Below are 20,162 nucleotides of genomic sequence, written 5' to 3'. Positions count from 1 at the left end.
AATTGGACGGGCCACTACTTTCTATCCACTGTCCCGTCGGGTTCCCCTGACTTCGGCTTGAATGAAGACGAAGTGGCAGCGAGTGCCTCCACATAGGCTGTAACGCCTTGAATCCGAACAACACGTACCCGATCATCCACAGAAGCTCGACCGCCACTTGCCATTCTAGCCGTCCACACTTCTGACCCAATTTTTATTTGGCCTGTACCCTCACTCTCTATGGGCTGAACAACGACGCCCTCCTTGCCGATGTTTTGCTCGATATAATCGGGAACGGTGTGGTCCTTACCGTACTTCCCGAGGTGTAACCACCGCCTTACGAATGGGCGAAGGAACAGAAGACACAAGAGCGTGACAACGGCGAAGGTGATAACTTGACCCGTTACACTGGGCGACAACCGAGCATACACAAATGCAGCCATGGTTCCAACAGCAAACAACACGAAGAAAATGCCCGTTGTAAGCAGTTCCAGGATGATGCAAACAAATGTAAGAATCAGCCACATCCAATCGATCCAGTTCATTCATCCACCTCCCTACACCAGGTTATGGAGAAGCGATTGGAGCGGACTGCGAAAAATTACGTTAGCTAAAGCGTATTCGATTTTATATTTACCGTCTAGAACTAAATGGAAGCTACTCATGAGATGTGGACTTATTCGGTACCGATCCTCGTTTGCCGAGATCGATCAATCGGTACTTCTGTTGTCTTGACAGCTTTTTGATCGCCAGTTCACGGCGCAGCGCGTCAGACTTGTCCAGGAAAGTCTCCGTGTGAAGAAGGCGCACAGGAGTACGCCCACGTGTGTATTTTGCCCCTTTTCCCGCGTTGTGCGTGGCCAGCCGTTCTTCTAGATCCGCTGTATATCCCGTGTAAAGCGTTTCGTCGGCGCATTCGACGATATATACGTAAAACAAACTCGGTTCTCCCATTCGACGCTTGGCATTGACTTCTTCTCACTATGATAGCAGGAACTCCTCGATATCCGCCAGGACTCGGGTGGCCATTTGCACGGTAAACGCGTGCCCACACCCCTCATACCGAATCAGGTGTGAACCTGGAATATGGTCGTGCAGAATTTCCGCATTCCCAACGGGTAACAGAATGTCCTCCGTACCGTGTAAAATAAGGGTCGGGCAGGAGATCGCATGCAAGCGGTCAAATGACCCTTGCCAGGCTTGAATGGCACCAAACTGCCTCACAAAATTTTCGCGGCTCATGGGATGGCGTATCAGAACCTTATAGGACTCGACGAGCAACGGGCGGTTCTTGTCCACGAACTCGTCCGGGAACAATAGTTTCGCCTGGTGCTCCATGGCTTCCTCCAATGTCGCTGGTGCCGCCATAAGCAACGTTGCAGCCAACGGAGTGGGCATCACTTGCTGGTGACTACCGCAACTCGTACAACCGAGAATGAGTCGATGAATTCGCTCCGCATACGTGAGGGCGAATTCCTGAGCGATCATGCCCCCCATCGACATGCCATACACATCAGCTCGTTCGATTGAAAGTTCATCCATCAGTCCCGCGACATCTGCCGCCATGTCTTCGATACGAAACGGTCCGTCAGGTGTCCTCGTCCGACCCGCACCCCGGTTGTCCAATGCGACGACTTTGTGATGTCTCGCAAGCTGCTTGATAAAGCCGGTACCCCACCAATCGATGTTCGCACCGAGTCCCATGATGAGAATAAGCGGGTAGCCCTCGCCCTGGACTTCGTAGTAAATGTCTGCTCCGTGGATCGATGCTGTCGGCAACGCGATCGCCTCCTCCATATATTACCTATATCATACACGGTCACCGGTCAGACTACCAAAGGGAGCGCTGGTTTGGCCCGTCCTCATCATGTGACTGGGATACCGTAAGAGAACTCAGATTGTTCCATCTTGTTTGCAAATATCCAGGCTGGTAAACTCAACGTGCCATTACAAGGGGGAAATCCATTGGCACGTTTACGCATTCTGCTTCCATCGTTTACTGGCTTCAGAACGTTTTGGGTGGCGCAGAGTTTGGCGGAGATCGGGGGACGGTTGACGCGTGAAGTACTGCCCCTCATCGCTGTCCTCGTCCTCGGCACATCGACCGCCGGCATGGTTGGCCTGCGGCTGGCGGAGAGTTTACCTGTGTTTCTAGCGGCGTTTCTCACGAGTGTTGTGATCGATCGGTTGCCCCGCAGTAAATTTCTCGTGGGGTTGAACATCGTCCGTGGCGTCGTGATCGCGATGGTTCCCATTCTGTTCTGGACAAACCACCTAAAGCAAGGCGAATTGTGGGCAGTCGTTGCGCTGCTCGGTATCACCACGCTCGCCTACCAAAGTGCTGTGGAGTCGTATTTGCCATCCTTTCTGGACGGAGACAACCTCGCCCTTGCCAATCAGTGGTTAAACGGCAGTATTTCCGTTGCGGAGATGGTCGGTCCTGCACTCGCAGGTCTGTTGGTACAAGTGTTCCCGGCCACCAACGCCCTCTGGGTCGAAGTAGCACTGCTCGCGGGTGCCGTTCTCATTTGGCGCAACGGCATCAATACGCCATCTGAACGCACAGTTGAGGAATCGTCTGAATCCCTCTTTCAACACCTTCGGGCCGGGATCGATGTCCTGCGCGGAAGCGAGCGACTGCGTGCTTTGCTCATCGTCACGATAGCCATCTCGTTCGGATTTGGACTCGTGGGCTCGTTTTACGCCCTCTATTGCATCAAAACGTTCCACATGCCTCCTGCTTTGTACGGGGTTACTGTCATGATGGGAGGGATTGGGGCACTTGTCGGCTCCGCACTCAGCGGCCGCATTGCCCGGAGAGTTGGGATGGGTACGACCATCGTCATTGGTCTCGGCGGCCAGGTCTTGGCAACGGCCTGTATTCCCTTGGCTCAGGGGCCCCTCTTCGTCTCATTTCTGTTTATCTTTGCCGCACAGTTGTTCGGCGACATGTTCGGAGTGATGTACGACATCTACGCACTGACACTCCGCCAAACGGGCACGCCCGACGCAGTTCTTGGACGCGTGAGCACCGTGTTCAATTTGCTTGAACAGAGTGCCCGAATGCTCGCCCTCGTCAGCGCCGGCATCATGTCGTTTTGGTTGCCTTTACGCGATATTCTTTGGATTGCCATGGTTCCGTTCGCAATCAGTGTGATGGTCGCGGCAAAGCCCCGGATCCGAGGTGCGTCTGCTGCATCAGACGCATCATCTATGCAGAGGTAGATTTTTCCCTTGGCCGCATGTTCACCCCACACGCAGACGTCCCCTGCGTCAGCCATGCATTAGCCCTGCAGCAACCTGCGCAGGTTCGCCATCTCAATGGCACCTACTGCGGCATCCCAACCTTTGTTGCCCGCCTTGGTGCCCGCGCGTTCAATCGCTTGTTCGATCGTGTCCGTGGTGAGGACGCCGAAGATGACAGGCGTGTCCGTCGTCATCGACAATTGCGCCACGCCCTTGGCGACCTCGCCTGCAACGTAGTCGAAATGCGGTGTGGCGCCGCGAATGACCGCTCCTAACGTGATCACCGAATCAAAGCGGCCGCTCTTCGCCATCAACTTTGCGGCAAACGGAATTTCATATGCACCCGGCACCCATGCGACTTCAATGGCTTCGTCCTTGACTCCGTGGCGCGTGAGGGCGTCGATCGCGCCTGCTAACAGTTTTCCTGTAATAAACTCGTTAAACCGCGATACCACGATGCCAATCCGTTGTCCTTCTGCAACCAACTGTGCTTCAAATGTCTTCATCGTATGTCCCCCATTATGATAAATTGAGCAGATGCCCCAGCTTGTCCCGTTTCGTTTTCAAGTACATTTCGTTGTACGGATTCTCTTCCATCTGGATGGGTACCCGTTCCACGACCTCGAGTCCGTGCCCCGTGATCCCCTTTACTTTCCGAGGATTGTTTGTCAGCAGCCGCATTTTGCCAACGCCTAAATCACGAAGAATCTGTGCCCCAATGCCGTAATCGCGCAAGTCGTCAGGAAAGCCTAAACGATGGTTTGCCTCGACCGTGTCCGCGCCTGCGTCTTGCAGGGCGTACGCGCGAATTTTATTGAGCAAACCGATTCCACGCCCTTCTTGGCGAAGATACAATAGGACACCTTTTCCCTCTTGGGAAATTTGCCGCAGTGAAGCGACCAATTGAGGACCACAGTCGCAGCGAAGAGAACCAAACGCATCTCCTGTCAGACACTCGGAGTGAACGCGGACGAGCGTTGGTTCGTCGGCCGTGATGTCACCGGCAACGAGGGCTACATGCTCCTTATCGTCCAACTTGTTCGTGTAAACGACCGCACGAAACATCCCGTAGGCTGTCGGCAGCTTGGCCTCGGCTTGACGTTCAACCAACTTCTCCGATTTCTTTCGATAGGAGATGAGATCGGCAATGGTGACAATTTTCAAATCAAACCTAGCTGCGATGTCCTGCAACTGTGGTAGTCTTGCCATCGTGCCGTCCGGATTCAAAATTTCGCAGATGACGCCGACCTCTGGTGCGCCGGATAGACGGGCGAGATCGACGGCGGCTTCCGTGTGCCCAGCGCGCCGAAGGACGCCGCCCGGTTTGGCGATGAGCGGAAAAATGTGCCCCGGCCGACGAAAATCGGACGCGGTTGTGCCCTCCTGGACCACTGAAGCGATGGTCTGCGCGCGTTCGAACGCAGAAATTCCCGTATGTGTGCTAGCTTCGTCGATAGAGACGGTGAAGGCTGTGCCATACGCATCCGTGTTCTGCGCGATCATCGCCCCAAGTCCCAAGCGTTTTGCCCGGTCCTCCGTGATAGGCACGCAGACGAGACCGCGACCGTGCGTGATCATAAAATTTACGACCTCGGGCGTCGCCTTTGATCCCAACACGACAAAGTCGCCTTCGTTTTCCCTATCCTCATCATCCACGACAATGACGACCTTACCTGCCCGTAAATCCTCAATTGCTGCCTCAATTGGGTAGATCAATGGGTTCACTTCTTTCCAAATTAGCATGTGGGTCTGGATATCAACCGCGCTGTGTCTTTACGCGAAGCCGTTTTTCTGCAGGAACTCAAAACTCAATGCCGATGCCGGTTCTCGAGCCGACTGCCCAAATCCAAGCAATCGTTCAACATATTTGGCTATGACATCACATTCCAAGTTGACGACATCACCGACCTTCGTTGCTCCGAACCGGGTTTCACCTCTCGTGTGCGGGATGATGGCGACGCGAAAGCCTCTGTCGTCCACGTCCATCACCGTCAGACTTACTCCGTCCACACAGATTGAACCTTTTTCGACAATGTACTTGAGGATGTCCGCCCCCGCTTCGATGGTGAACACGCGGGCAACCCCCTCCTCCTGGACCTTTGAGACGCGGCCCGTGCCGTCGATATGACCGGAGACGATGTGGCCACCGAAGCGGCCACCCGCTGGCATGGCGCGCTCGACGTGCACCTTGTCGCCCACACTCAGTCGACCCAGGTTTGTCCGACGCAGCGTTTCCGGAACGGCTTCCACCAGAAATGCATCGCCCTGCATGCGAACCACCGTGAGACAGATGCCGTTGACGGAGATGCTGTCACCAAGATTCATGTCGCTCATGATACGGTGAGCGTCCAATTCTATTTCCGCGCCATCAGAACGAACGCGAATCTGACGGATAGTTGCCAACTCCTCAACCAAACCTGTAAACATCGATTCACCTACTTCCGCGGAAAACAGCTTCGTCGGTATAAAGAACAGTTGCGTCGAGCCGCAGGTCTTCACCAATTTGCTGCCAGACTGCATTCGATAAGCGGATCGCCTGGCCCATATCCGACGTCTCAACACCTTGGAGAGCTGGCAAGCCGTTCGCCAGCAGTTTTGGTGCCACATACATCCGGACCTCATCGACAAGACGCTCAGCGAAAAAGCTGGCTGCAAGCGTTGGCCCGCCTTCGAGCAACATCGAATTAAAACCGCGCGCACCGAGAAACTGCATGGCTTCCACTAAATTGATGCGTCCATCTGTTGCCGTGATCGCGACAACTTCGACGCCCGCTGTTGCTCGTAATTTGTCGGCCTCATGGGGCCGGCTGGCCACACCCTCGGCCGTCGACAGAATGAGCGTCTGTCCCGGTTCCCGGAACATTGCAGCGTTCGTGGGCGTGCGCAGCACAGAGTCGAAGACAACGCGAACGGGTTGTCTCTCCGATGCGGCACCGTCCTCGCCCCGAACGGTCAGTCGCGGGTCATCTGCAAGAACGGTCTGCACCCCCACTGCAATGCTCGGGTGCTCGAGTCGCATCCGCTGCACGTCTGCCCGGGCAGCATCACCTGTGACATACCGACTGTGCCCAGAGTTTGCAGCGACGTGGCCACTGAGCGTCGTGGCTGCCTTGTAGACAACGAGCGGTCGACCTGTATCGATCCGGTGGAAAAACACCCGATTCATCCGATTCGCCTGCTCCTCCAGAATGCCGACTGTGACGTCGAGTCCTGCGTCCTGCAAGCGGGAGATGCCGCCGTGGGCGGTGCGGGGATCGTGATCGACGGAGGCGATGACGACGCGCCGTATTCCGGCTGCAATGATGGCCTCCGTGCAGGGTGGCGTCCGCCCGTGGTGATTGCACGGCTCAAGGGTCACATAAATGGTTGCGCCTTGGGCGCCTTCGCCAGCCATCCGAAGAGCATGGACTTCCGCATGGGGTCCGCCGGCATACAGGTGCGCACCTTGTCCCACCACTCGTCCGTCTTTCACCACGACTGCACCCACGTTTGGGTTCGGCGATGTCTGACCGACGCTCACGCGAGCGATATCCAAGGCCATTTGCATAAACCACTCATCGATGCCCATGCGTCTCCCCCTAACAAAAAAGCCCCCATGAAACATGGGGGCAGAAAGATTGATGGTAGAAAGCACTGGTCGCCACGATACATTGACAAACAAACATTGTCGTCTAACCGTGATCGATGCGACGAATGGCAATCTCCTTCTTCTATCCGGACTATACCGTCGGTACTGGATTCACACCAGTTCATGCTCTGCGAGCTCGTGGACTTCACGTGCGGAACGTGTCACCACCGATCGGGAATTGGTTTTCTCAACCTCACCCTGCCCCGAAGGAACGTATTCAATTATGGAAGTTGTCCAAATAGGCTCAAACAACTCAAATCTTCCGTAAACCTTGTTGGACTTATTACATGAATAGCATAGCGAATCAAGAAAGGAAAGACAAACAAGCGGCCTGTCCGCAACGAAAAAAAGGCACACCGGTGAAGGTGGCCATATTAGGGGTAAAGGGTAACTTGAACTTAACACACAGAATGGAATTTGTTCAATGGGTCTTTAGAATCATTTCCACTCCTATTGGTGCGCCTCGCGTGTCCGAACAATGCTTTCTGTTTCATACAGGACTTTCGAGTACGGTGGAACGGACTCTGTCACCCATGCGTTACTGCCAACGACACTGTGATGACCAATGACCGTGTCACCACCGAGAACGGTGGAATTGGCGTACAAGACGACATAGTCCTCCACGGTCGGGTGACGCTTTACTTGGCGGATCATGAGCCCGTGTTCATCTTTGGGGAAGTAGAGTGCTCCGAGCGTCACGCCTTGATAAATCTTCACGTGATTCCCCACAACGGCTGTTTCGCCGACGACGATGCCTGTGCCGTGATCGATCATGATGCTCCGGCCTATCGTAGCCCCCGGATGCAGATCAACGCCTGTGAGGCGGTGCGCGTACTCTGTCATCATACGCGGCAACAGAGGGACGCCCGCCTTCACGAGCATATGTGCAGCGCGGTATATACCGAGTGCCAGGATACCCGGATAGGTGAGGATAATCTCGTCACTGCCGGTTGCAGCTGGATCCCCCTGAAGGGTTTCCACGACATCTTCGTACAGCATATCTTGCAAGGTGGGCAACTGTTCGATAAACACGGTTGCCTTATCTTTCGCAGACTGATGCGTTTCTTCCGTTCCGCCCTTGTGCATACATTCTTGATACGTCGCGCGATGTATCTGTTCCGTCAAAACTTGATGCAAGCGTTCAATGGTCGCATCAAGCGTATCATCAGCTTGTGATTCGAAATAGTTTGGTAACAACGCTGCACGAGTCAAAAGCACAATTTCACAAATTGCGTCTGGTTCGGGATGACAGGTACGGCCTTTGAACATCCGACAACTATTCTTTTTTAAATGACTTGCAATTTCATGGCTGTTCATTCGTCTTCTCTCCCCCGCTACCGTGCGTGGCGCCAGTTCAGAATCTCCAAATCCAGTATACAACGTCATCCACTTTCGTAAAACTCTGCAAACCGAGAACAAAAGTCGGGATTAGTTACTCTGTGAAGCCCCCGTTCGGCCTTTTCCTCCATCCTCCATTTGCGGTATGCTCTTGGACAAGGAACAGGTACAGGTTCCACCAAGTGGAAAGGGGTCAACTCAATCAACCATGGAAGCGATTGAACGCCATCTCACAGCAAACAGAGAAGAGCATCTAAAGCAATTGACTCAGCTTCTCTCCATCCCAAGTATCAGCGCACTGTCTGAGCACAAACCGGATGTCCGAAAAGCTGCTGAATTTATCCGCGACGCGCTGACAAAAGCAGGATTCGATCACGCCGCCATCATGGAAACAGGCGGTCATCCCGTCGTCTACGCAGATTGGCTCCACGTAGAGGGGAAACCCACCGTTCTCGTCTACGGGCACTACGATGTCCAGCCGGTCGATCCGCTCCAGCTCTGGAAAACTCCTCCGTTTGAACCGGACATCCGCGACAATCAAATCTTTGCCCGTGGTGCCAGCGACGACAAAGGGCCGACTTTCATGCACATCAAGGCGCTTGAATCCATCCTCCAAGTGGAAGGCGAACTCCCAGTCAACATCAAGTTTTGCATAGAAGGTGAAGAAGAGGTCGGATCGGCAAATCTCGATTCTTTCTTGGAAGCCCACAAATCACAGTTTGCCGCTGACCTCGTGCTCATTTCCGACACGACGATGCTCGGCCCTGACCAACCGTCCATCTGCTATGGATTACGCGGCCTCGCAGCATGCCAAATCGATCTTCAAACCGCCAACACGGACCTTCACTCCGGCATTTACGGCGGTGCCGTGCCGAACGCCATTCACGCTCTCGTCGAACTTCTCGTCTCTCTGCATTCCCCGGATGGCACCATCACCGTCGACGGCTTCTACGACGGAGTAGCCAAGCTCTCGGAAGCGGAGCAAAAGGAATACGCGAGTCTCGACCACGACGACGAAGCCTACCGCAAATCCCTCGGCCTACCCGCACTCCATGGTGAACCAGGTTACACGACATTGGAGCGCCTATGGGCCCGGCCAACACTGGAGATAAACGGGATTTACGGTGGCTTCCAAGGTGAAGGCACAAAAACGGTCATCCCGAACGAGGCGCACGCCAAAATCACCTGTCGTTTGGTTCCAAACCAGGATCCAAAGAACATTCTCGATAAAATCGAGGCCCACATCACGAAACACACACCAGAAGGTGCCACCGTCACGTTTACGCGAGCCGATACTGGGCACCCGTATCTTGCACCATACGACCATCCGGCCATTCAATTGGCTGCCGACGCGTATACCCACGCTTACGGTATCAAGGCAGTATTTACGCGAATGGGCGGATCGATCCCGGTCGTTGAAACGTTCTCCCAGCTATTCCACATCCCTGTTGTCCTCATGGGATTCGGTCTAAACGACGAGAATTTCCACGCACCAAACGAACACTTCTCCCTCGACAATTTTGACAAGGGACTCCGCACGCTGTGCTACTACTACAAGCACCTCGCCAATGCCCTGTGAAGCAGGGCACGGCCTCCTATGTGCTGTTTGAGTGAGCTTGTTTGCCGCCCGCGTCGCCATGTGGCGACGCGGAACACGGTGTGGTATGACGGACCCGCGGTATGCACTTTGCCCTCAGATGCTATGACCGCCAGCTGCAACAACTACCATCCATCAACCGATTGCCATAACACACAAAAAAGGCTGCCCCGCATCCCTCTCCGTGAGAGACATTCGGTCAGCCTTGTCCGTGTTCGTTTTAAAACTAGATTAACGCTCGAATTGGCGCGCGATCTCGTCTTCCACGTAGTGATTCAAAACGCGAAGGTGTGTTCCTTTCATGCCAAGCGAACGGCTCTCAATGGTACCAGCACTCTCTAGCTTCCGAATGCTGTTGACGATGACGGAGCGCGTTACACCGTGTTCATCGGCAATCTGACTGCTGACAACAATCCCGTCTGATGACTCGCGAACAGCATCGAGCAAATATTTTGCTGCCTGGAGTTCCGAGAACGAGAGTGACTCTACAGCCAAGTGTGCCAAAGCACGTTGACGGCTTTCGTTTTCTTTTTGTTCCTGGCGTGCGTGTACGACTTCCAGGGCAACAATCGTGGCGCTGTATTCAGCAAGAACGATGTCATCCTCTTCGAACGGCCGCTCGGAACGAGCAAATACGAGTGTACCTTGGCGTTCACGTGCACCGACGACTGGCGTGATACTGATGTACTTGCTGCGGAACGATTCGTTCTCTTCCGGTGAGAATACGTAGAACGGTTCTTTATCGGAATCGCCCAAATTGACAACCGACTGTTCCACGCGAAGCAAGTGTTTATTGAAGTCGCCCGGGAACCGTTCATCTTTGGTCATGATATCGAGCCACTCTTCAGTCAACGCGTGTTCGGCGACGCCGTAGCCAAGAATTTTCCCTTTGCGTCCAACAATATAGACATTACAGCTCATAATTTTGCTGAGGAATTCAGCAATCTCATGAAATTCTACTTGCTCGTTTGAGCTATGCAACAATTGACCTAGCTCTTGTACCTTATTTAACAAATTCACTGGTCTCTTCCCCTAACTTGAGAAATAACAACTTGAGCAGCAGGTACCAATAGACTAAGTGGTTACCGGCGGTACGCTAAAATTAGGAACTTCATCGGACACGCCTATATACTCTATCATACCCAGACACTGTTACGCTGCAATTTCGAAATGAAAGAATTGTATATCTTGTGTAAATTATTCGCCGCCAGAACACAATTCATACACACCAGTATGAAGACTACAAAGAAGCGCGAAAAATGTCAAATCGGATCGGAAACGTAAATAGACCCGCCATAAAGCGGGTACTACGTGAATGCGGTTGCACTATAAATATGAGCCAGTTGCGCGTATTCAATACGCACTCCTTCAATAAGTTCAAACTTAAGGAAGAATAGACCAAGATCCGTGGATTACTCCTGTTTGCTACCATCTAGACGATCCAGGATCAATCGATACCCATCCGCGCCATAGTGTAAGCATCGTTTGACACGGCTGATGGTCGCGGTACTGGCACCTGTCTGCTCCTCTATAGCGTGATATGTGGCACCTTGCCGAAGCATGTGAGCAACTTCGAGTCGTTGTGCGAGAGATTGAATTTCGCCTATCGTGCAGAGATCGTCGAAGAACTGAAAGCATTCATCCTCAGACTGTAGAGACAAAATCGCCTGAAATAAACGTTCTATTTCCCTGGACCGCAATTTATCCAACGCCATCACTTTCACCCTTTACAGCAGAAACGTACTGAAGTTTATTGTATCAAAAACTGTGCGTTGTTCCTAGCGGTGAAGGGAGTCGACGATTTTAAGCACATGCTCTAGTTCGCTGACCCGAACCCGCATCTCGTGTACACTGTCTGCCTCATCTGTGTCCTTTAATTGGTCTTTTAAGTGATGAAGTCGACGTTCCAGCGCCCTGTGCACCTGTCTCATGGCATCCTCGTACCCGACCTGTTCTTCCGTAGCCACAACATCCCCTCCGCGTGTATTGTACACCTTCGAGCGGTAGTAGGGTCACATCCAGAATCGCGGTATTTCCGGCATGAGGGACCTTGCATAGGTGTGCCATGTGGTCGCTGCAAGATGACGATGAAGGCGGATACACAGCTGAGCCTCCGTGAGCGCTAAGACGATGTGAAGACGCACGTCCCCTCGATTCTTCATCCGCAAAGGAAGATATTTGCCGTCGGACGCATGGACAAGCGTTCGAATCACTTGAAGGCTGGCGTGAAGTCCGTCAAGTTCCCCATCCTTTGCGTGTAGCCACTGCGAATAACACGCGTGATCGAGAACAGTTGGGCCGTTTTCCGGCTGCAACAGCCTGGCGAGTGCCATCTGATTATTCGACACGAACGAACGCCAACTGACGCTTCAGGTCCACTTGTGTTCGATGTGGGGCCCAAGCCTCAAGCCATATATCCGGATGACAGCCCACACGGACGGCCAGTCGCGAGATGACTTTCTCACTCGGCATGACGACCCCTTGCTCGATCAGGGACATCTGCGCTTGTGACACGATACGGTAGGCCAATTCCATCTGTGTCATGCCCTTGCGACATCGTCTGTCGCGCAGGTCGTGCCAAGGGTCAGTCATCGGTTCGAGAATCCCCCCACAAGTCGCTTAACTGCACACCGAGCGCTTCGGCAATTTGTCCGAGTTTTGTCGCATTACTGCCTCGAGCACCTGCTTCAATGGCGTAAATGTAGCTGATACTGACATGTGCCAGCTTGGCCAAATCCCGAACTGACATCCGCCTCAATTTGCGATAATATTTTAACCGCTGAGCAAGTTCCCCCAATTTGAACCACTCCAAAGTTTTCTACGATTGTATAAAATGATACCAGAATTGTCGGGGAATCGATACGACTATTTTTCAATTGAGGAAATAAATGTGATGGTCTTTAAAAACATTCGATTTGTTACAAATGATATGGATGCCATGCGACGTCTGTATGCCGCTGACCACCAAGACACCTCATGGCCAAGTCATCTGCGTTCCCTTGGCGCGTTTGAGACGTGGTTGGATCAGTGGGATTTGCGCGGGTGGCTCGAGGATGGACAAATTGAAGTCATGTTTGCGAGCAACCACGAACAAGCAATTGGTTATGGCACTATCGTGCGCGTGCCGGCTGAATTTGCTCCTGACGACGTAACAGCCGTCGAAGGTGGGTCATATCTGTCGTATCACGCACGTGGGGTGGGCCTAAATCAGCAGTTGAAAAGTCGTTTACATGCAACAGCCGCCGTTCAATACCAAGCCAACAAAGTGGTGTATGCTATATCTCTAGACAACACCCGTGCAAGGCGAGCCATGTTGAATCTGCCATGGTCTTGTTGCGAGGTTACTAGTGACATGCCAAATAGCCCATGGTACAAATTTTTGCGCAGACGACAGTGGGAAACCCAGACGAACATATCCCTTTACGTTTTCGATCTTATAAAAATCTTTGACACCTCACCATTGACCAAATGAGGACTAAAATTCTACATTTGTAGACAGATGAGTTTTTACACTATCCCAGAGGATGATGACGACGTGGAGTTAGGACAAAAACTGCGCATCTTACGAGAGCAAAAGTCCTGGACACTCGCCCAGGCCTCAGAGTTCGCAGGAATCTCCCTAAGCCATTTAAGTGCCATTGAAAATGGCACCCGTCCAAATCCATCCTTTTTTGTTGTGGTGAAACTTGCCCAAGCGTACGGGGTACCTCTTGAGTACTTTCTCGATAGGCCTGAGAACGATCCGGATGACGACCTACAAGTGGCGTCCGAAGCCACCCAAACCTACCAGGAAATTGCAAAGCGACTGGTCGAGGACAAAGCTCTGGATGATCCGTCCAAGCTGCTCGAGGCAATCGCCAAGTACTTGCGAGATCGAAGCGCGAAATACGATCACGACAACTAAGAAGCTAATCTCTGCTCTTCGAACGATAGCCTCTGGGAATGGGGATATACAAGCGAATACGTTCACCGACTGCTCGAAACGAATCATGCCATAGCTTCTGCGTATGAAGGTCCTGGGCGCGCAGCCCCTCGTGAATCACGGTAAAATCGTCGTGCTTGGTTTTCGCTAAGTCGATCACGCCGCTGAAACATAAGCTGTCACCGTACCGCACTGACGCATCAGCCAGTCTAACCACAGTCCATGCTCCGTCTTGCCGCGTGTCAGCAATGAGGGTCGGTGAAAACCATGCCATAGCCCGTCCGACACGGCTATGCTTAAGCGCAAATGTGACGGCAGGGTTTGATTGTGAAGTAATGCGTGCTTCTTCCACTGGTGTTCCCGTCCACGTGAACGACCCTAAGCGGTAGTCAAGCCCGTTCTTCACGACGTATTTATACCCGTGCGGAACGGGAAAAATTGTTGGTATAACACGCCATATCTCCCTTTCCTCCGGAGCGAGAGCGGTGGTTAATATCCGTCCCAGCCAAAGCCGAAGTACGATGCGCCACAAAGTGTAGATGATGGCGACGAGATCGAGGAAAATAACTGTAGGAACGAAAGCACTGCCAAGTTGAACGAGGACAAGCCCGATCACGAACAGAATGATGTATATCGGTTCGACAACGAACAAGCAATCCGCGTGCCATCGTCGATTTGTAAACGGCCAAAAAGCACGTGTTCCATACGTTGTTAACATGTCCGTTCCAACATGCGTAAGCACACCGGCGAGAGAAAGCCAAAAATATAACCAAAAGTGGCCGGAAGCGAACAGATCAACGATACCGGCAATGACAAACGAATAGACAAACCACATTGGCAAACTGTGAGAAATTTGGCGATGCTGGTAGAGGTACGCTACCGGCCCACGAAACAACTGATAAACGATATCGATGTCCGGTGCTTCCGCACCCAGTACCGCTGCCGTGAAACTCGCAATAGCAACTCCTGTACCGAGTGAAGAACCAGATGCTGCGTACGTGGCAAAAACACCCGCACCGACAACGGCATGTGCTGTAGTGTCCAAATCATCACCCCCACGGGACTTAAATCTTGTGCACCCAGTATGCCGTAATTGACGGGGATTGTTGCATTCCGTAAGATGGCAAGAAGGACACCGTTGCCTTAGGAGGAACGTCATGGCGAAGGAAAATAAAGCATTTGTGAAAGAAATCACCCCGCAAAGCGAGGATTTTTCTCGTTGGTATTTGGATGTAATCCAAAAAGCTGACCTGATGGATTACTCGCCAGTTCGCGGTTGTATTGTTTTCAAACCTGATTCATACGAGATTTGGGAAGCTTGCCAACGTGAGCTGGACAAGGAATTTAAGCGCACAGGTCACAGAAACGCATATTTCCCCCTGTTCATTCCTGAAAGCTTCTTCCAAAAAGAGAAGGAACACGTAGAAGGCTTCAATCCCGAATTGCCTTGGGTGACTGAAGCGGGCGGGGACAAGCTTGAAGAACGATTGGCTGTACGACCTACATCGGAGACGATGATTGGCCATATGTACGCGCAGTGGATTCAATCCTATCGTGATTTGCCGGTGCTATTAAACCAATGGGCGAACGTTGTGCGTTGGGAAAAGCGTACGCTTCCTTTCCTTCGGACAAGTGAATTTTTGTGGCAGGAAGGGCACACTGCCCATGCAACCGAGGACGAAGCTCGTGCCGAGACCATGCAGATGCTCGACATCTATACGCGTTTTGTGGAGGACTTCCTGGCTATTCCGGTCATTCAAGGGCAGAAGACCCCGAGTGAGAAATTTGCTGGTGCTGTCGATACATACTCCATCGAAGCCATCATGAAAGACGGTAAAGCTCTCCAGGCTGGTACGTCGCATTATCTTGGTCAAAACTTTGCCAAGGGATTCGATATTCAGTATCTCGACAAAGACAATCAACTGAAACACGTCTATACAACTTCATGGGGGATTTCCACGCGTCTGCTCGGAGCACTCATCATGGTTCACGGGGATGACCGTGGACTGTCTCTTCCTCCCAAAGTCGCAACAACGCAAGTCATCATCATCCCAATTGGGCCGCAAAAATCACGTGAACCGGTCGTCGAGGCTGCGGGCAACATCCTCAACCAATTGCAGGGTTTGGGTTTACGTGTTCGCATGGATGCACGAGACGATGTGAGCCCAGGTTGGAAGTTCAACGAATACGAAATGCGTGGGGTTCCCATTCGCTTGGAAATTGGGCCGCGCGATTTGGAAAACCAACAAGTCGTCCTTGTTCGCCGGGATACGGGGGAAAAACAATTTGTGCCGATTTCCGAGCTGGAAACGGCCTTACCTTCACTTCTCGATACCATTCAACACGACATGTTCGAGGCAGCGAAAACGTTCCGTGAAGACCATTCGTACACTGCTGAGAACCTGGAAGAAATGACATCCTATATCAATGATAAGCGGGGATTTGTACTCGCCGGGTGGTGTGGATCGGACGAATGCGAACGTGCGGTAAAAGATGCATGTAGCGCAACGAGCCGGAATATCCCATTCGATCCCCCGGCACAACCCACAAATTGTGTTAACTGCGGTAAGCCTGCAAAACACGCTGTGTGGTTTGCGAAGTCATACTAAGCACGAAAAGGCGCATGAGATCACCTCATGCGCCTTTTTTTATCGATGCGACTGTCCAGCCTGATAGTCAGCCTCATCTTTGATTTCCGAACGGAATCCCTCAATTGCTTCCTCGCGGCGTTCATTCTTTGCTTTGAGATCGGCTACATCGGTAGCGTGCATTTCACCCTTATGCGCCCGCAGGAAATCCTCCGACTCACGAAGATTTTCCATGGTATTGCTAATCGCATGTTGCAAACGTTCCACGTTGTCCGAACGATCATCTGGCTTCGCCATCCAAGCACCTCCACTGTAATTGGTCTTGTGCCCTCACAGCGTGTGCAGGAATGGGAGAATTATGTTGCTGACCAATTGGCAAAATGACCAATTGATCATCGTGTTAAATGATCCCCCGTAAGAAAACCTAGTTACGAGGGAAAATCAACTCAAACTCCGTTCCGACGCCGAGTTCGCTACGGACTTCGATTCTTCCACCATAGCTTTCCACAATACGCTTACAAACGGCTAAACCGAGACCCGTTCCATGCGGCTTTGTTGTGTAAAAAGGAGAAAACAAATAATGTTTCGTTTTATCGGAGATCCCGACTCCATTATCTTGAACAACAATGCGTACGTGCTCATCATCCGCAGACGCTTTTACACTCAGCTTACCTTGACCGTCACTTGTCTGCGACTCAATTGCGTCTAGGCCGTTGTGGATGATATTTAACAACACCTGCTTCAATTGCCGTTCGTCGATCACGACGTGTGCATCAACCGCGGAATCCACATCAAGTAGGCATCCCTTGAGTGTCGCCTCACCCTGACACAGCAAAAACATCTCATGCAACAGATTTCCCACATGGACAGATTCCGCCGTCATGGCCGTATCGTGTTTTGCGGCACTGAGAAACTCTCTGATGATGCCATTTGCACGGTCAATTTCAGAGAGCAGAATCTCCCCATAGCTCTCTTTGCCGATTGATTGTAACTGCGGCATGAGCAACTGTATGAAGCCTCTGATGGAGGTCAAAGGATTGCGTACCTCGTGAGCAATTCCCGCCGCGAGTTTACCAATCACAGCGTGTTTGTCGCTCTGATTTGTCCGCTGGTGCAATATTTCCTGCGTCTCTTCAAGCGCCTGTGTCTTTTTGCCCAACTCAAGGTCGGCTTCTGCCAGGCGCATGCGCAGCTGATAGATCATCTGCCGTAGTTCATCAACCTTATTGTCCTGTTTGATCAAGACGACTGTTGCATATCGAGCATTTTGCCAGCGAGTCGTTGCCTCATAGAGAGAAAGCTGTTTGTGCAACGTACTCATATGAATTTCAAAATGCGTGTCTCCTTGTTCCGGACGTAGGAAGGATCTGAACTTCGACACGCTTTCCCCATCCACTATATGAAGGAGGTTCTTCAGTCTTCCAAAGACCCGAATTGCATCATTGGACTGCCTGATGACGTGGAAAGACCTATCGATCAAAAAATAAGATACCGGAAGCATTTCAGTCATGGTACGATCTCGGATGGCATCGCGATTCATATCAAACTAGCCAAGCCGACTGGCCTGCTAACCGTGCCACCACGCTTTCCCAGATTAATTCTCACGAAAATCGTAAGGCTACCATATCACACACGAAGCGAACAAGAAATAATTGTCTTAAGTTAGTTATACCACAAGTAGCGTAGTAAGACCTGTTGATTGACGACGATAGGGATAATTGGAGTGTCCAAGTCTTGAAAAGAGGATGGGACCTGGAGAGTCGTTTTGCGACTTGCTCTGTCGGATGTTTCGAGGTGATTGGCTTGAGTCATAATGGGAGAAGCAACGTTCCCCGTCTGGACGAACATCATTCCAGTACTCAGGGGCGTTGTCCCCCTTTATTTCTTTTCGTTCTTCGTAAACATCGCCGTTCCAGCCAGCAATAGGCAAACAAAGCCGATTACATAGCCGACAATGGATATACCGGAGTCTACGTGGTAAACAGGAATGCTCAAACAGACAATAATCGCGCCTAAAATACCAAGCATGAACAGCCATTTCCGTGCGCGTACCGGATTCGGACGTTTCTCCATAACATATCCCCCCACTTGGACAGTTTACACTACCGTTAGGCGAAAACATAGGCCGTCACGGGTGACTTGAACAGCCTGGCGTTTCCCGTGCGACTAATTCCGGGTAGAGTATCGTTTCCCCACTTTCCAAAATCACCGCCAGGCGCATTTCGTCCAGCCATCGGTTCGTTGGGACTCCCTGTCCGTCGGGTGCCGCTCTTATGACATCAGCAAATGTGGAAAATGTGGCCACGACGTCTGTTCCATCGGGTGCTAAACGGAACTGCCAGAAGGTCTCTCCGAAGGGAAACCACGCCTGTCTCCATGGGTCCGTTCGCCAGTAGTATGATGTCAACACGGGCGTGCTCGGGTACTCTGCAAGCAATTCATGAATCCTTCGTCGCGCCTTCCATGGCTCGTTAACGATGAGAGCGTGCCAATCGTGTCGTGACGCTTCACACACACTGTCCTTGAAGTGATCAAACACGTGAAACAGCGCATTGCGTACGCCTGCCAGGGTGATGGGTTCCTGCTCAACGCGAAGAAGATCGCACAGCCAGATTTGCAGTAGCTCCGTGCTGTCCCGTGCAGCTTGAAGCGCTTGCTGCATTTGTTGTTCCAGGCTATGTGACCTTTCCATGACGGGGTACCTTACATCCCGCCATAAGGCCTCACACGCTCGAAACAACATGCCGACACTCACTTCTCCTGTCATTCGCTGTCCCACCTTTTGGCTACCAGGTGAAGCAACAGCGGCGCACAGCGTGTACGCCGCCGTCGCGTCTACGAATTCGGCGTGATGACCCACCGACCAGATGAGCGCTGTCCGGAAAATGCCTTCTCCAACTGATCGAGCGGGACGATCCCGGCGATGAGCTGTGACGGATCGAGCCGACCAGAAGCAGCCCAGTCCATCAACTTCCTCACATCTTCAATTCGCGATCCATAACTGGCAACAATCCGCGTTCCTCGCCGGACCGTCTTCGCCACGGGAAACATCGCCTCATCTTCCGACATGCCGACGACGGCCACGGTTCCGCCGGGACGAACAACCTCCAAAGCAAGGGCAAGGGTACCAGTTGACGCGATGGTGTCGATTACGACATCCACTCCACCAGCTCCCGCCCACCGGCGAAGTTGACGCGCCATGGACCGCTCGGGTTCGTCCGTGGAAATCGCAATGTCCGCTCCGTGTTGCGTCGCGGTGCTGATTCCTTCCGGACGCCGTGTGACGGCGCCCACGCTGCGAACACCAAACGCTCGAGCAAGACGCAGGGCTGCGAGTCCCAGGCCCCCCGTGCCAATGACGAGGACCGTCTGCCCGCTCTCAACACCAGCATCGTTCATCGCCCGATAGGGCGTTGCAAATGCATCAACGAGCAACGCCGCCGAAGTCTCCGAGACGGCCTTCGGTCTCGCGACGAGCTGCTTGGCCGGAACGGCAACTTGTTCGGCAAATCCGCCCTGCCGTGCGTAGCCAATGCACGTTTGTCGCACGCACAAGTTAGCTTGTCCGTGTATACAGGCCGCACATGTACCACATTCGATGAACGGGTAAACGACGACGTCGTCTCCCGCGGACCATCGCTCAACCTCCGAGCCCAACGCGACGATGTACCCTGCGATCTCGTGGCCCATCACCAAGGGAAACGACGTGCCAGCGGGCGCTGACTCGCCGCTGGCCACTTGCCTGTCGCTGCCGCAGACACCGCAGGCAGCAACACGAAGTACGACCTCGTCGGGTGCGGCAACAGGTGTCTCGACATCGGTGACGCGAAAGCCAGTGTCGGGTGAAAAAACGACCGCACGCAT

General features: G+C 52.6%; 25 protein-coding genes and 1 riboswitch. Of the genes, 5 read left to right on the top strand and 20 right to left on the bottom strand.

The features are described from left to right. Positions 1-14: 14 nt before the first annotated feature. From NZD86_RS05120 to NZD86_RS05110, 3 genes are all read right to left on the bottom strand, one after another. The gene (locus tag NZD86_RS05120; RefSeq protein ID WP_268045417.1) at positions 15-524 is read right to left on the bottom strand and encodes an NfeD family protein; all 510 of its coding nucleotides are present in this window, start codon (positions 522-524) and stop codon (positions 15-17) included. A 112-nt stretch (positions 525-636) separates the two neighbouring features. Beyond that, positions 637-933, bottom strand: a complete 297-nt coding sequence (locus NZD86_RS05115; protein ID WP_268045416.1) for a GIY-YIG nuclease family protein — start codon at positions 931-933, stop codon at positions 637-639. A 27-nt stretch (positions 934-960) separates the two neighbouring features. Continuing rightward, entirely contained in the window at positions 961-1,776 is an 816-nt protein-coding gene (locus NZD86_RS05110; RefSeq protein ID WP_268045415.1) for an alpha/beta fold hydrolase, read from the bottom strand. A gap of 168 nt (positions 1,777-1,944) precedes the next feature. Between NZD86_RS05110 and NZD86_RS05105 the strand changes: the two genes are divergently transcribed. Next, entirely contained in the window at positions 1,945-3,204 is a 1,260-nt protein-coding gene (locus NZD86_RS05105) for an MFS transporter (RefSeq protein ID WP_268045414.1), read from the top strand. A gap of 59 nt (positions 3,205-3,263) precedes the next feature. Here NZD86_RS05105 and ribH read toward each other — a convergent pair whose 3' ends face one another. From ribH to NZD86_RS05080, 5 genes are all read right to left on the bottom strand, one after another. Continuing rightward, on the bottom strand, positions 3,264-3,731 hold the full coding sequence (ribH, locus tag NZD86_RS05100) for a 6,7-dimethyl-8-ribityllumazine synthase (protein WP_268045413.1): 468 nt from the start codon (positions 3,729-3,731) through the stop codon (positions 3,264-3,266). Positions 3,732-3,744: 13 nt separating this feature from the next. Further along, the gene (locus NZD86_RS05095; RefSeq protein WP_407655214.1) at positions 3,745-4,968 is read right to left on the bottom strand and encodes a bifunctional 3,4-dihydroxy-2-butanone-4-phosphate synthase/GTP cyclohydrolase II; all 1,224 of its coding nucleotides are present in this window, start codon (positions 4,966-4,968) and stop codon (positions 3,745-3,747) included. 30 nt (positions 4,969-4,998) lie between these two features. Further along, positions 4,999-5,652: a riboflavin synthase gene (locus NZD86_RS05090; RefSeq protein WP_268045412.1), complete on the bottom strand. Its 654-nt coding sequence runs from the start codon at positions 5,650-5,652 to the stop codon at positions 4,999-5,001. Between the two features lie 4 nt (positions 5,653-5,656). After that, on the bottom strand, positions 5,657-6,793 hold the full coding sequence (ribD, locus tag NZD86_RS05085; RefSeq protein WP_268045411.1) for a bifunctional diaminohydroxyphosphoribosylaminopyrimidine deaminase/5-amino-6-(5-phosphoribosylamino)uracil reductase RibD: 1,137 nt from the start codon (positions 6,791-6,793) through the stop codon (positions 5,657-5,659). 130 nt (positions 6,794-6,923) lie between these two features. Then, positions 6,924-7,068, bottom strand: a riboswitch (FMN riboswitch). A 235-nt stretch (positions 7,069-7,303) separates the two neighbouring features. Continuing rightward, complete coding sequence (locus NZD86_RS05080; protein WP_268045409.1) at positions 7,304-8,170, bottom strand: serine O-acetyltransferase; 867 nt, start codon at positions 8,168-8,170, stop codon at positions 7,304-7,306. A 229-nt stretch (positions 8,171-8,399) separates the two neighbouring features. Here NZD86_RS05080 and NZD86_RS05075 point away from each other — a divergent pair, with 229 nt between their 5' ends. Next, a complete protein-coding gene (locus NZD86_RS05075; protein WP_268046796.1) occupies positions 8,400-9,770 on the top strand; it encodes a dipeptidase in 1,371 nt (456 codons plus the stop codon). A 249-nt stretch (positions 9,771-10,019) separates the two neighbouring features. Here the strand turns inward: NZD86_RS05075 and codY are convergent, their stop codons facing one another. The 6 genes from codY to NZD86_RS05045 form a co-directional block, all read right to left on the bottom strand. Next, positions 10,020-10,808 (bottom strand): GTP-sensing pleiotropic transcriptional regulator CodY, encoded by a 789-nt coding sequence (codY, locus tag NZD86_RS05070; protein ID WP_268045408.1) that lies wholly within the window; start codon positions 10,806-10,808, stop codon positions 10,020-10,022. 392 nt (positions 10,809-11,200) lie between these two features. After that, positions 11,201-11,503 carry a YerC/YecD family TrpR-related protein gene (locus NZD86_RS05065; protein WP_268045407.1) on the bottom strand — a complete coding sequence of 101 codons (303 nt, stop codon included), beginning with the start codon at positions 11,501-11,503 and terminating at the stop codon, positions 11,201-11,203. Between the two features lie 63 nt (positions 11,504-11,566). Next, positions 11,567-11,755 carry a hypothetical protein gene (locus NZD86_RS05060; RefSeq protein WP_268045406.1) on the bottom strand — a complete coding sequence of 63 codons (189 nt, stop codon included), beginning with the start codon at positions 11,753-11,755 and terminating at the stop codon, positions 11,567-11,569. A gap of 45 nt (positions 11,756-11,800) precedes the next feature. Continuing rightward, positions 11,801-12,136, bottom strand: a complete 336-nt coding sequence (locus NZD86_RS05055) for a hypothetical protein (protein WP_268045405.1) — start codon at positions 12,134-12,136, stop codon at positions 11,801-11,803. Further along, complete coding sequence (locus NZD86_RS05050) at positions 12,126-12,380, bottom strand: helix-turn-helix domain-containing protein (protein ID WP_268045404.1); 255 nt, start codon at positions 12,378-12,380, stop codon at positions 12,126-12,128. The genes NZD86_RS05055 and NZD86_RS05050 overlap by 11 nt, the downstream gene beginning before the upstream one ends. After that, positions 12,373-12,600, bottom strand: a complete 228-nt coding sequence (locus NZD86_RS05045; protein ID WP_268045403.1) for a helix-turn-helix domain-containing protein — start codon at positions 12,598-12,600, stop codon at positions 12,373-12,375. The genes NZD86_RS05050 and NZD86_RS05045 overlap by 8 nt, the downstream gene beginning before the upstream one ends. Before the next feature lie 81 nt (positions 12,601-12,681). On the opposite strand from NZD86_RS05045, the gene NZD86_RS05040 reads away from it, so the two are divergent. Further along, positions 12,682-13,260 (top strand): GNAT family N-acetyltransferase, encoded by a 579-nt coding sequence (locus NZD86_RS05040; protein WP_407655241.1) that lies wholly within the window; start codon positions 12,682-12,684, stop codon positions 13,258-13,260. Positions 13,261-13,287: 27 nt separating this feature from the next. Further along, entirely contained in the window at positions 13,288-13,692 is a 405-nt protein-coding gene (locus NZD86_RS05035) for a helix-turn-helix domain-containing protein (RefSeq protein ID WP_268045401.1), read from the top strand. A 4-nt stretch (positions 13,693-13,696) separates the two neighbouring features. Here NZD86_RS05035 and NZD86_RS05030 read toward each other — a convergent pair whose 3' ends face one another. Beyond that, complete coding sequence (locus NZD86_RS05030; protein ID WP_268045400.1) at positions 13,697-14,755, bottom strand: metal-dependent hydrolase; 1,059 nt, start codon at positions 14,753-14,755, stop codon at positions 13,697-13,699. Between the two features lie 112 nt (positions 14,756-14,867). On the opposite strand from NZD86_RS05030, the gene proS reads away from it, so the two are divergent. Next, complete coding sequence (gene proS / locus NZD86_RS05025; RefSeq protein WP_268045399.1) at positions 14,868-16,319, top strand: proline--tRNA ligase; 1,452 nt, start codon at positions 14,868-14,870, stop codon at positions 16,317-16,319. A 39-nt stretch (positions 16,320-16,358) separates the two neighbouring features. Here the strand turns inward: proS and tlp are convergent, their stop codons facing one another. The 5 genes from tlp to NZD86_RS05000 form a co-directional block, all read right to left on the bottom strand. Then, positions 16,359-16,595, bottom strand: coding sequence for a small acid-soluble spore protein Tlp (gene tlp / locus NZD86_RS05020; protein ID WP_268045398.1), 237 nt, complete (start codon positions 16,593-16,595; stop codon positions 16,359-16,361). Positions 16,596-16,722: 127 nt separating this feature from the next. Beyond that, positions 16,723-17,679: an ATP-binding protein gene (locus NZD86_RS05015; RefSeq protein WP_268045397.1), complete on the bottom strand. Its 957-nt coding sequence runs from the start codon at positions 17,677-17,679 to the stop codon at positions 16,723-16,725. A gap of 497 nt (positions 17,680-18,176) precedes the next feature. After that, entirely contained in the window at positions 18,177-18,371 is a 195-nt protein-coding gene (locus NZD86_RS05010; RefSeq protein ID WP_268045396.1) for a hypothetical protein, read from the bottom strand. 55 nt (positions 18,372-18,426) lie between these two features. Then, entirely contained in the window at positions 18,427-19,065 is a 639-nt protein-coding gene (locus tag NZD86_RS05005; protein ID WP_268045395.1) for a hypothetical protein, read from the bottom strand. Positions 19,066-19,133: 68 nt separating this feature from the next. Further along, positions 19,134-20,162 (bottom strand): alcohol dehydrogenase catalytic domain-containing protein, encoded by a 1,029-nt coding sequence (locus tag NZD86_RS05000; protein WP_268045394.1) that lies wholly within the window; start codon positions 20,160-20,162, stop codon positions 19,134-19,136.

It is taken from the genome of Alicyclobacillus dauci (assembly GCF_026651605.1).
GTDB lineage: Bacteria > Bacillota > Bacilli > Alicyclobacillales > Alicyclobacillaceae > Alicyclobacillus > Alicyclobacillus dauci.
Note: the sequence above shows the minus strand (reverse complement) of the source record. Positions and strands in the feature narration are given on the sequence as shown.

Excerpts from the sequence above, each read along its gene's own strand:
- NZD86_RS05120 (WP_268045417.1), bottom strand. The coding sequence starts at position 524 with ATGAACTGGATCGATTGGATGTGGCTGATTCTTACATTTGTTTGCATC.
- NZD86_RS05115 (WP_268045416.1), bottom strand. The coding sequence starts at position 933 with ATGGGAGAACCGAGTTTGTTTTACGTATATATCGTCGAATGCGCCGAC.
- NZD86_RS05110 (WP_268045415.1), bottom strand. The coding sequence starts at position 1,776 with ATGGAGGAGGCGATCGCGTTGCCGACAGCATCGATCCACGGAGCAGAC.
- ribH (WP_268045413.1), bottom strand. The coding sequence starts at position 3,731 with ATGAAGACATTTGAAGCACAGTTGGTTGCAGAAGGACAACGGATTGGC.
- NZD86_RS05095 (WP_407655214.1), bottom strand. The coding sequence starts at position 4,968 with ATGCTAATTTGGAAAGAAGTGAACCCATTGATCTACCCAATTGAGGCA.
- NZD86_RS05090 (WP_268045412.1), bottom strand. The coding sequence starts at position 5,652 with ATGTTTACAGGTTTGGTTGAGGAGTTGGCAACTATCCGTCAGATTCGC.
- ribD (WP_268045411.1), bottom strand. The coding sequence starts at position 6,793 with ATGGGCATCGATGAGTGGTTTATGCAAATGGCCTTGGATATCGCTCGC.
- NZD86_RS05080 (WP_268045409.1), bottom strand. The coding sequence starts at position 8,170 with ATGAACAGCCATGAAATTGCAAGTCATTTAAAAAAGAATAGTTGTCGG.
- NZD86_RS05075 (WP_268046796.1), top strand. The coding sequence starts at position 8,400 with ATGGAAGCGATTGAACGCCATCTCACAGCAAACAGAGAAGAGCATCTA.
- NZD86_RS05065 (WP_268045407.1), bottom strand. The coding sequence starts at position 11,503 with ATGGCGTTGGATAAATTGCGGTCCAGGGAAATAGAACGTTTATTTCAG.
- NZD86_RS05050 (WP_268045404.1), bottom strand. The coding sequence starts at position 12,380 with ATGACTGACCCTTGGCACGACCTGCGCGACAGACGATGTCGCAAGGGC.
- NZD86_RS05040 (WP_407655241.1), top strand. The coding sequence starts at position 12,682 with ATGGTCTTTAAAAACATTCGATTTGTTACAAATGATATGGATGCCATG.
- NZD86_RS05035 (WP_268045401.1), top strand. The coding sequence starts at position 13,288 with ATGAGTTTTTACACTATCCCAGAGGATGATGACGACGTGGAGTTAGGA.
- proS (WP_268045399.1), top strand. The coding sequence starts at position 14,868 with ATGGCGAAGGAAAATAAAGCATTTGTGAAAGAAATCACCCCGCAAAGC.
- tlp (WP_268045398.1), bottom strand. The coding sequence starts at position 16,595 with ATGGCGAAGCCAGATGATCGTTCGGACAACGTGGAACGTTTGCAACAT.
- NZD86_RS05010 (WP_268045396.1), bottom strand. The coding sequence starts at position 18,371 with ATGGAGAAACGTCCGAATCCGGTACGCGCACGGAAATGGCTGTTCATG.
- NZD86_RS05005 (WP_268045395.1), bottom strand. The coding sequence starts at position 19,065 with ATGACAGGAGAAGTGAGTGTCGGCATGTTGTTTCGAGCGTGTGAGGCC.
- NZD86_RS05000 (WP_268045394.1), bottom strand. The coding sequence starts at position 20,162 with ATGCGTGCGGTCGTTTTTTCACCCGACACTGGCTTTCGCGTCACCGAT.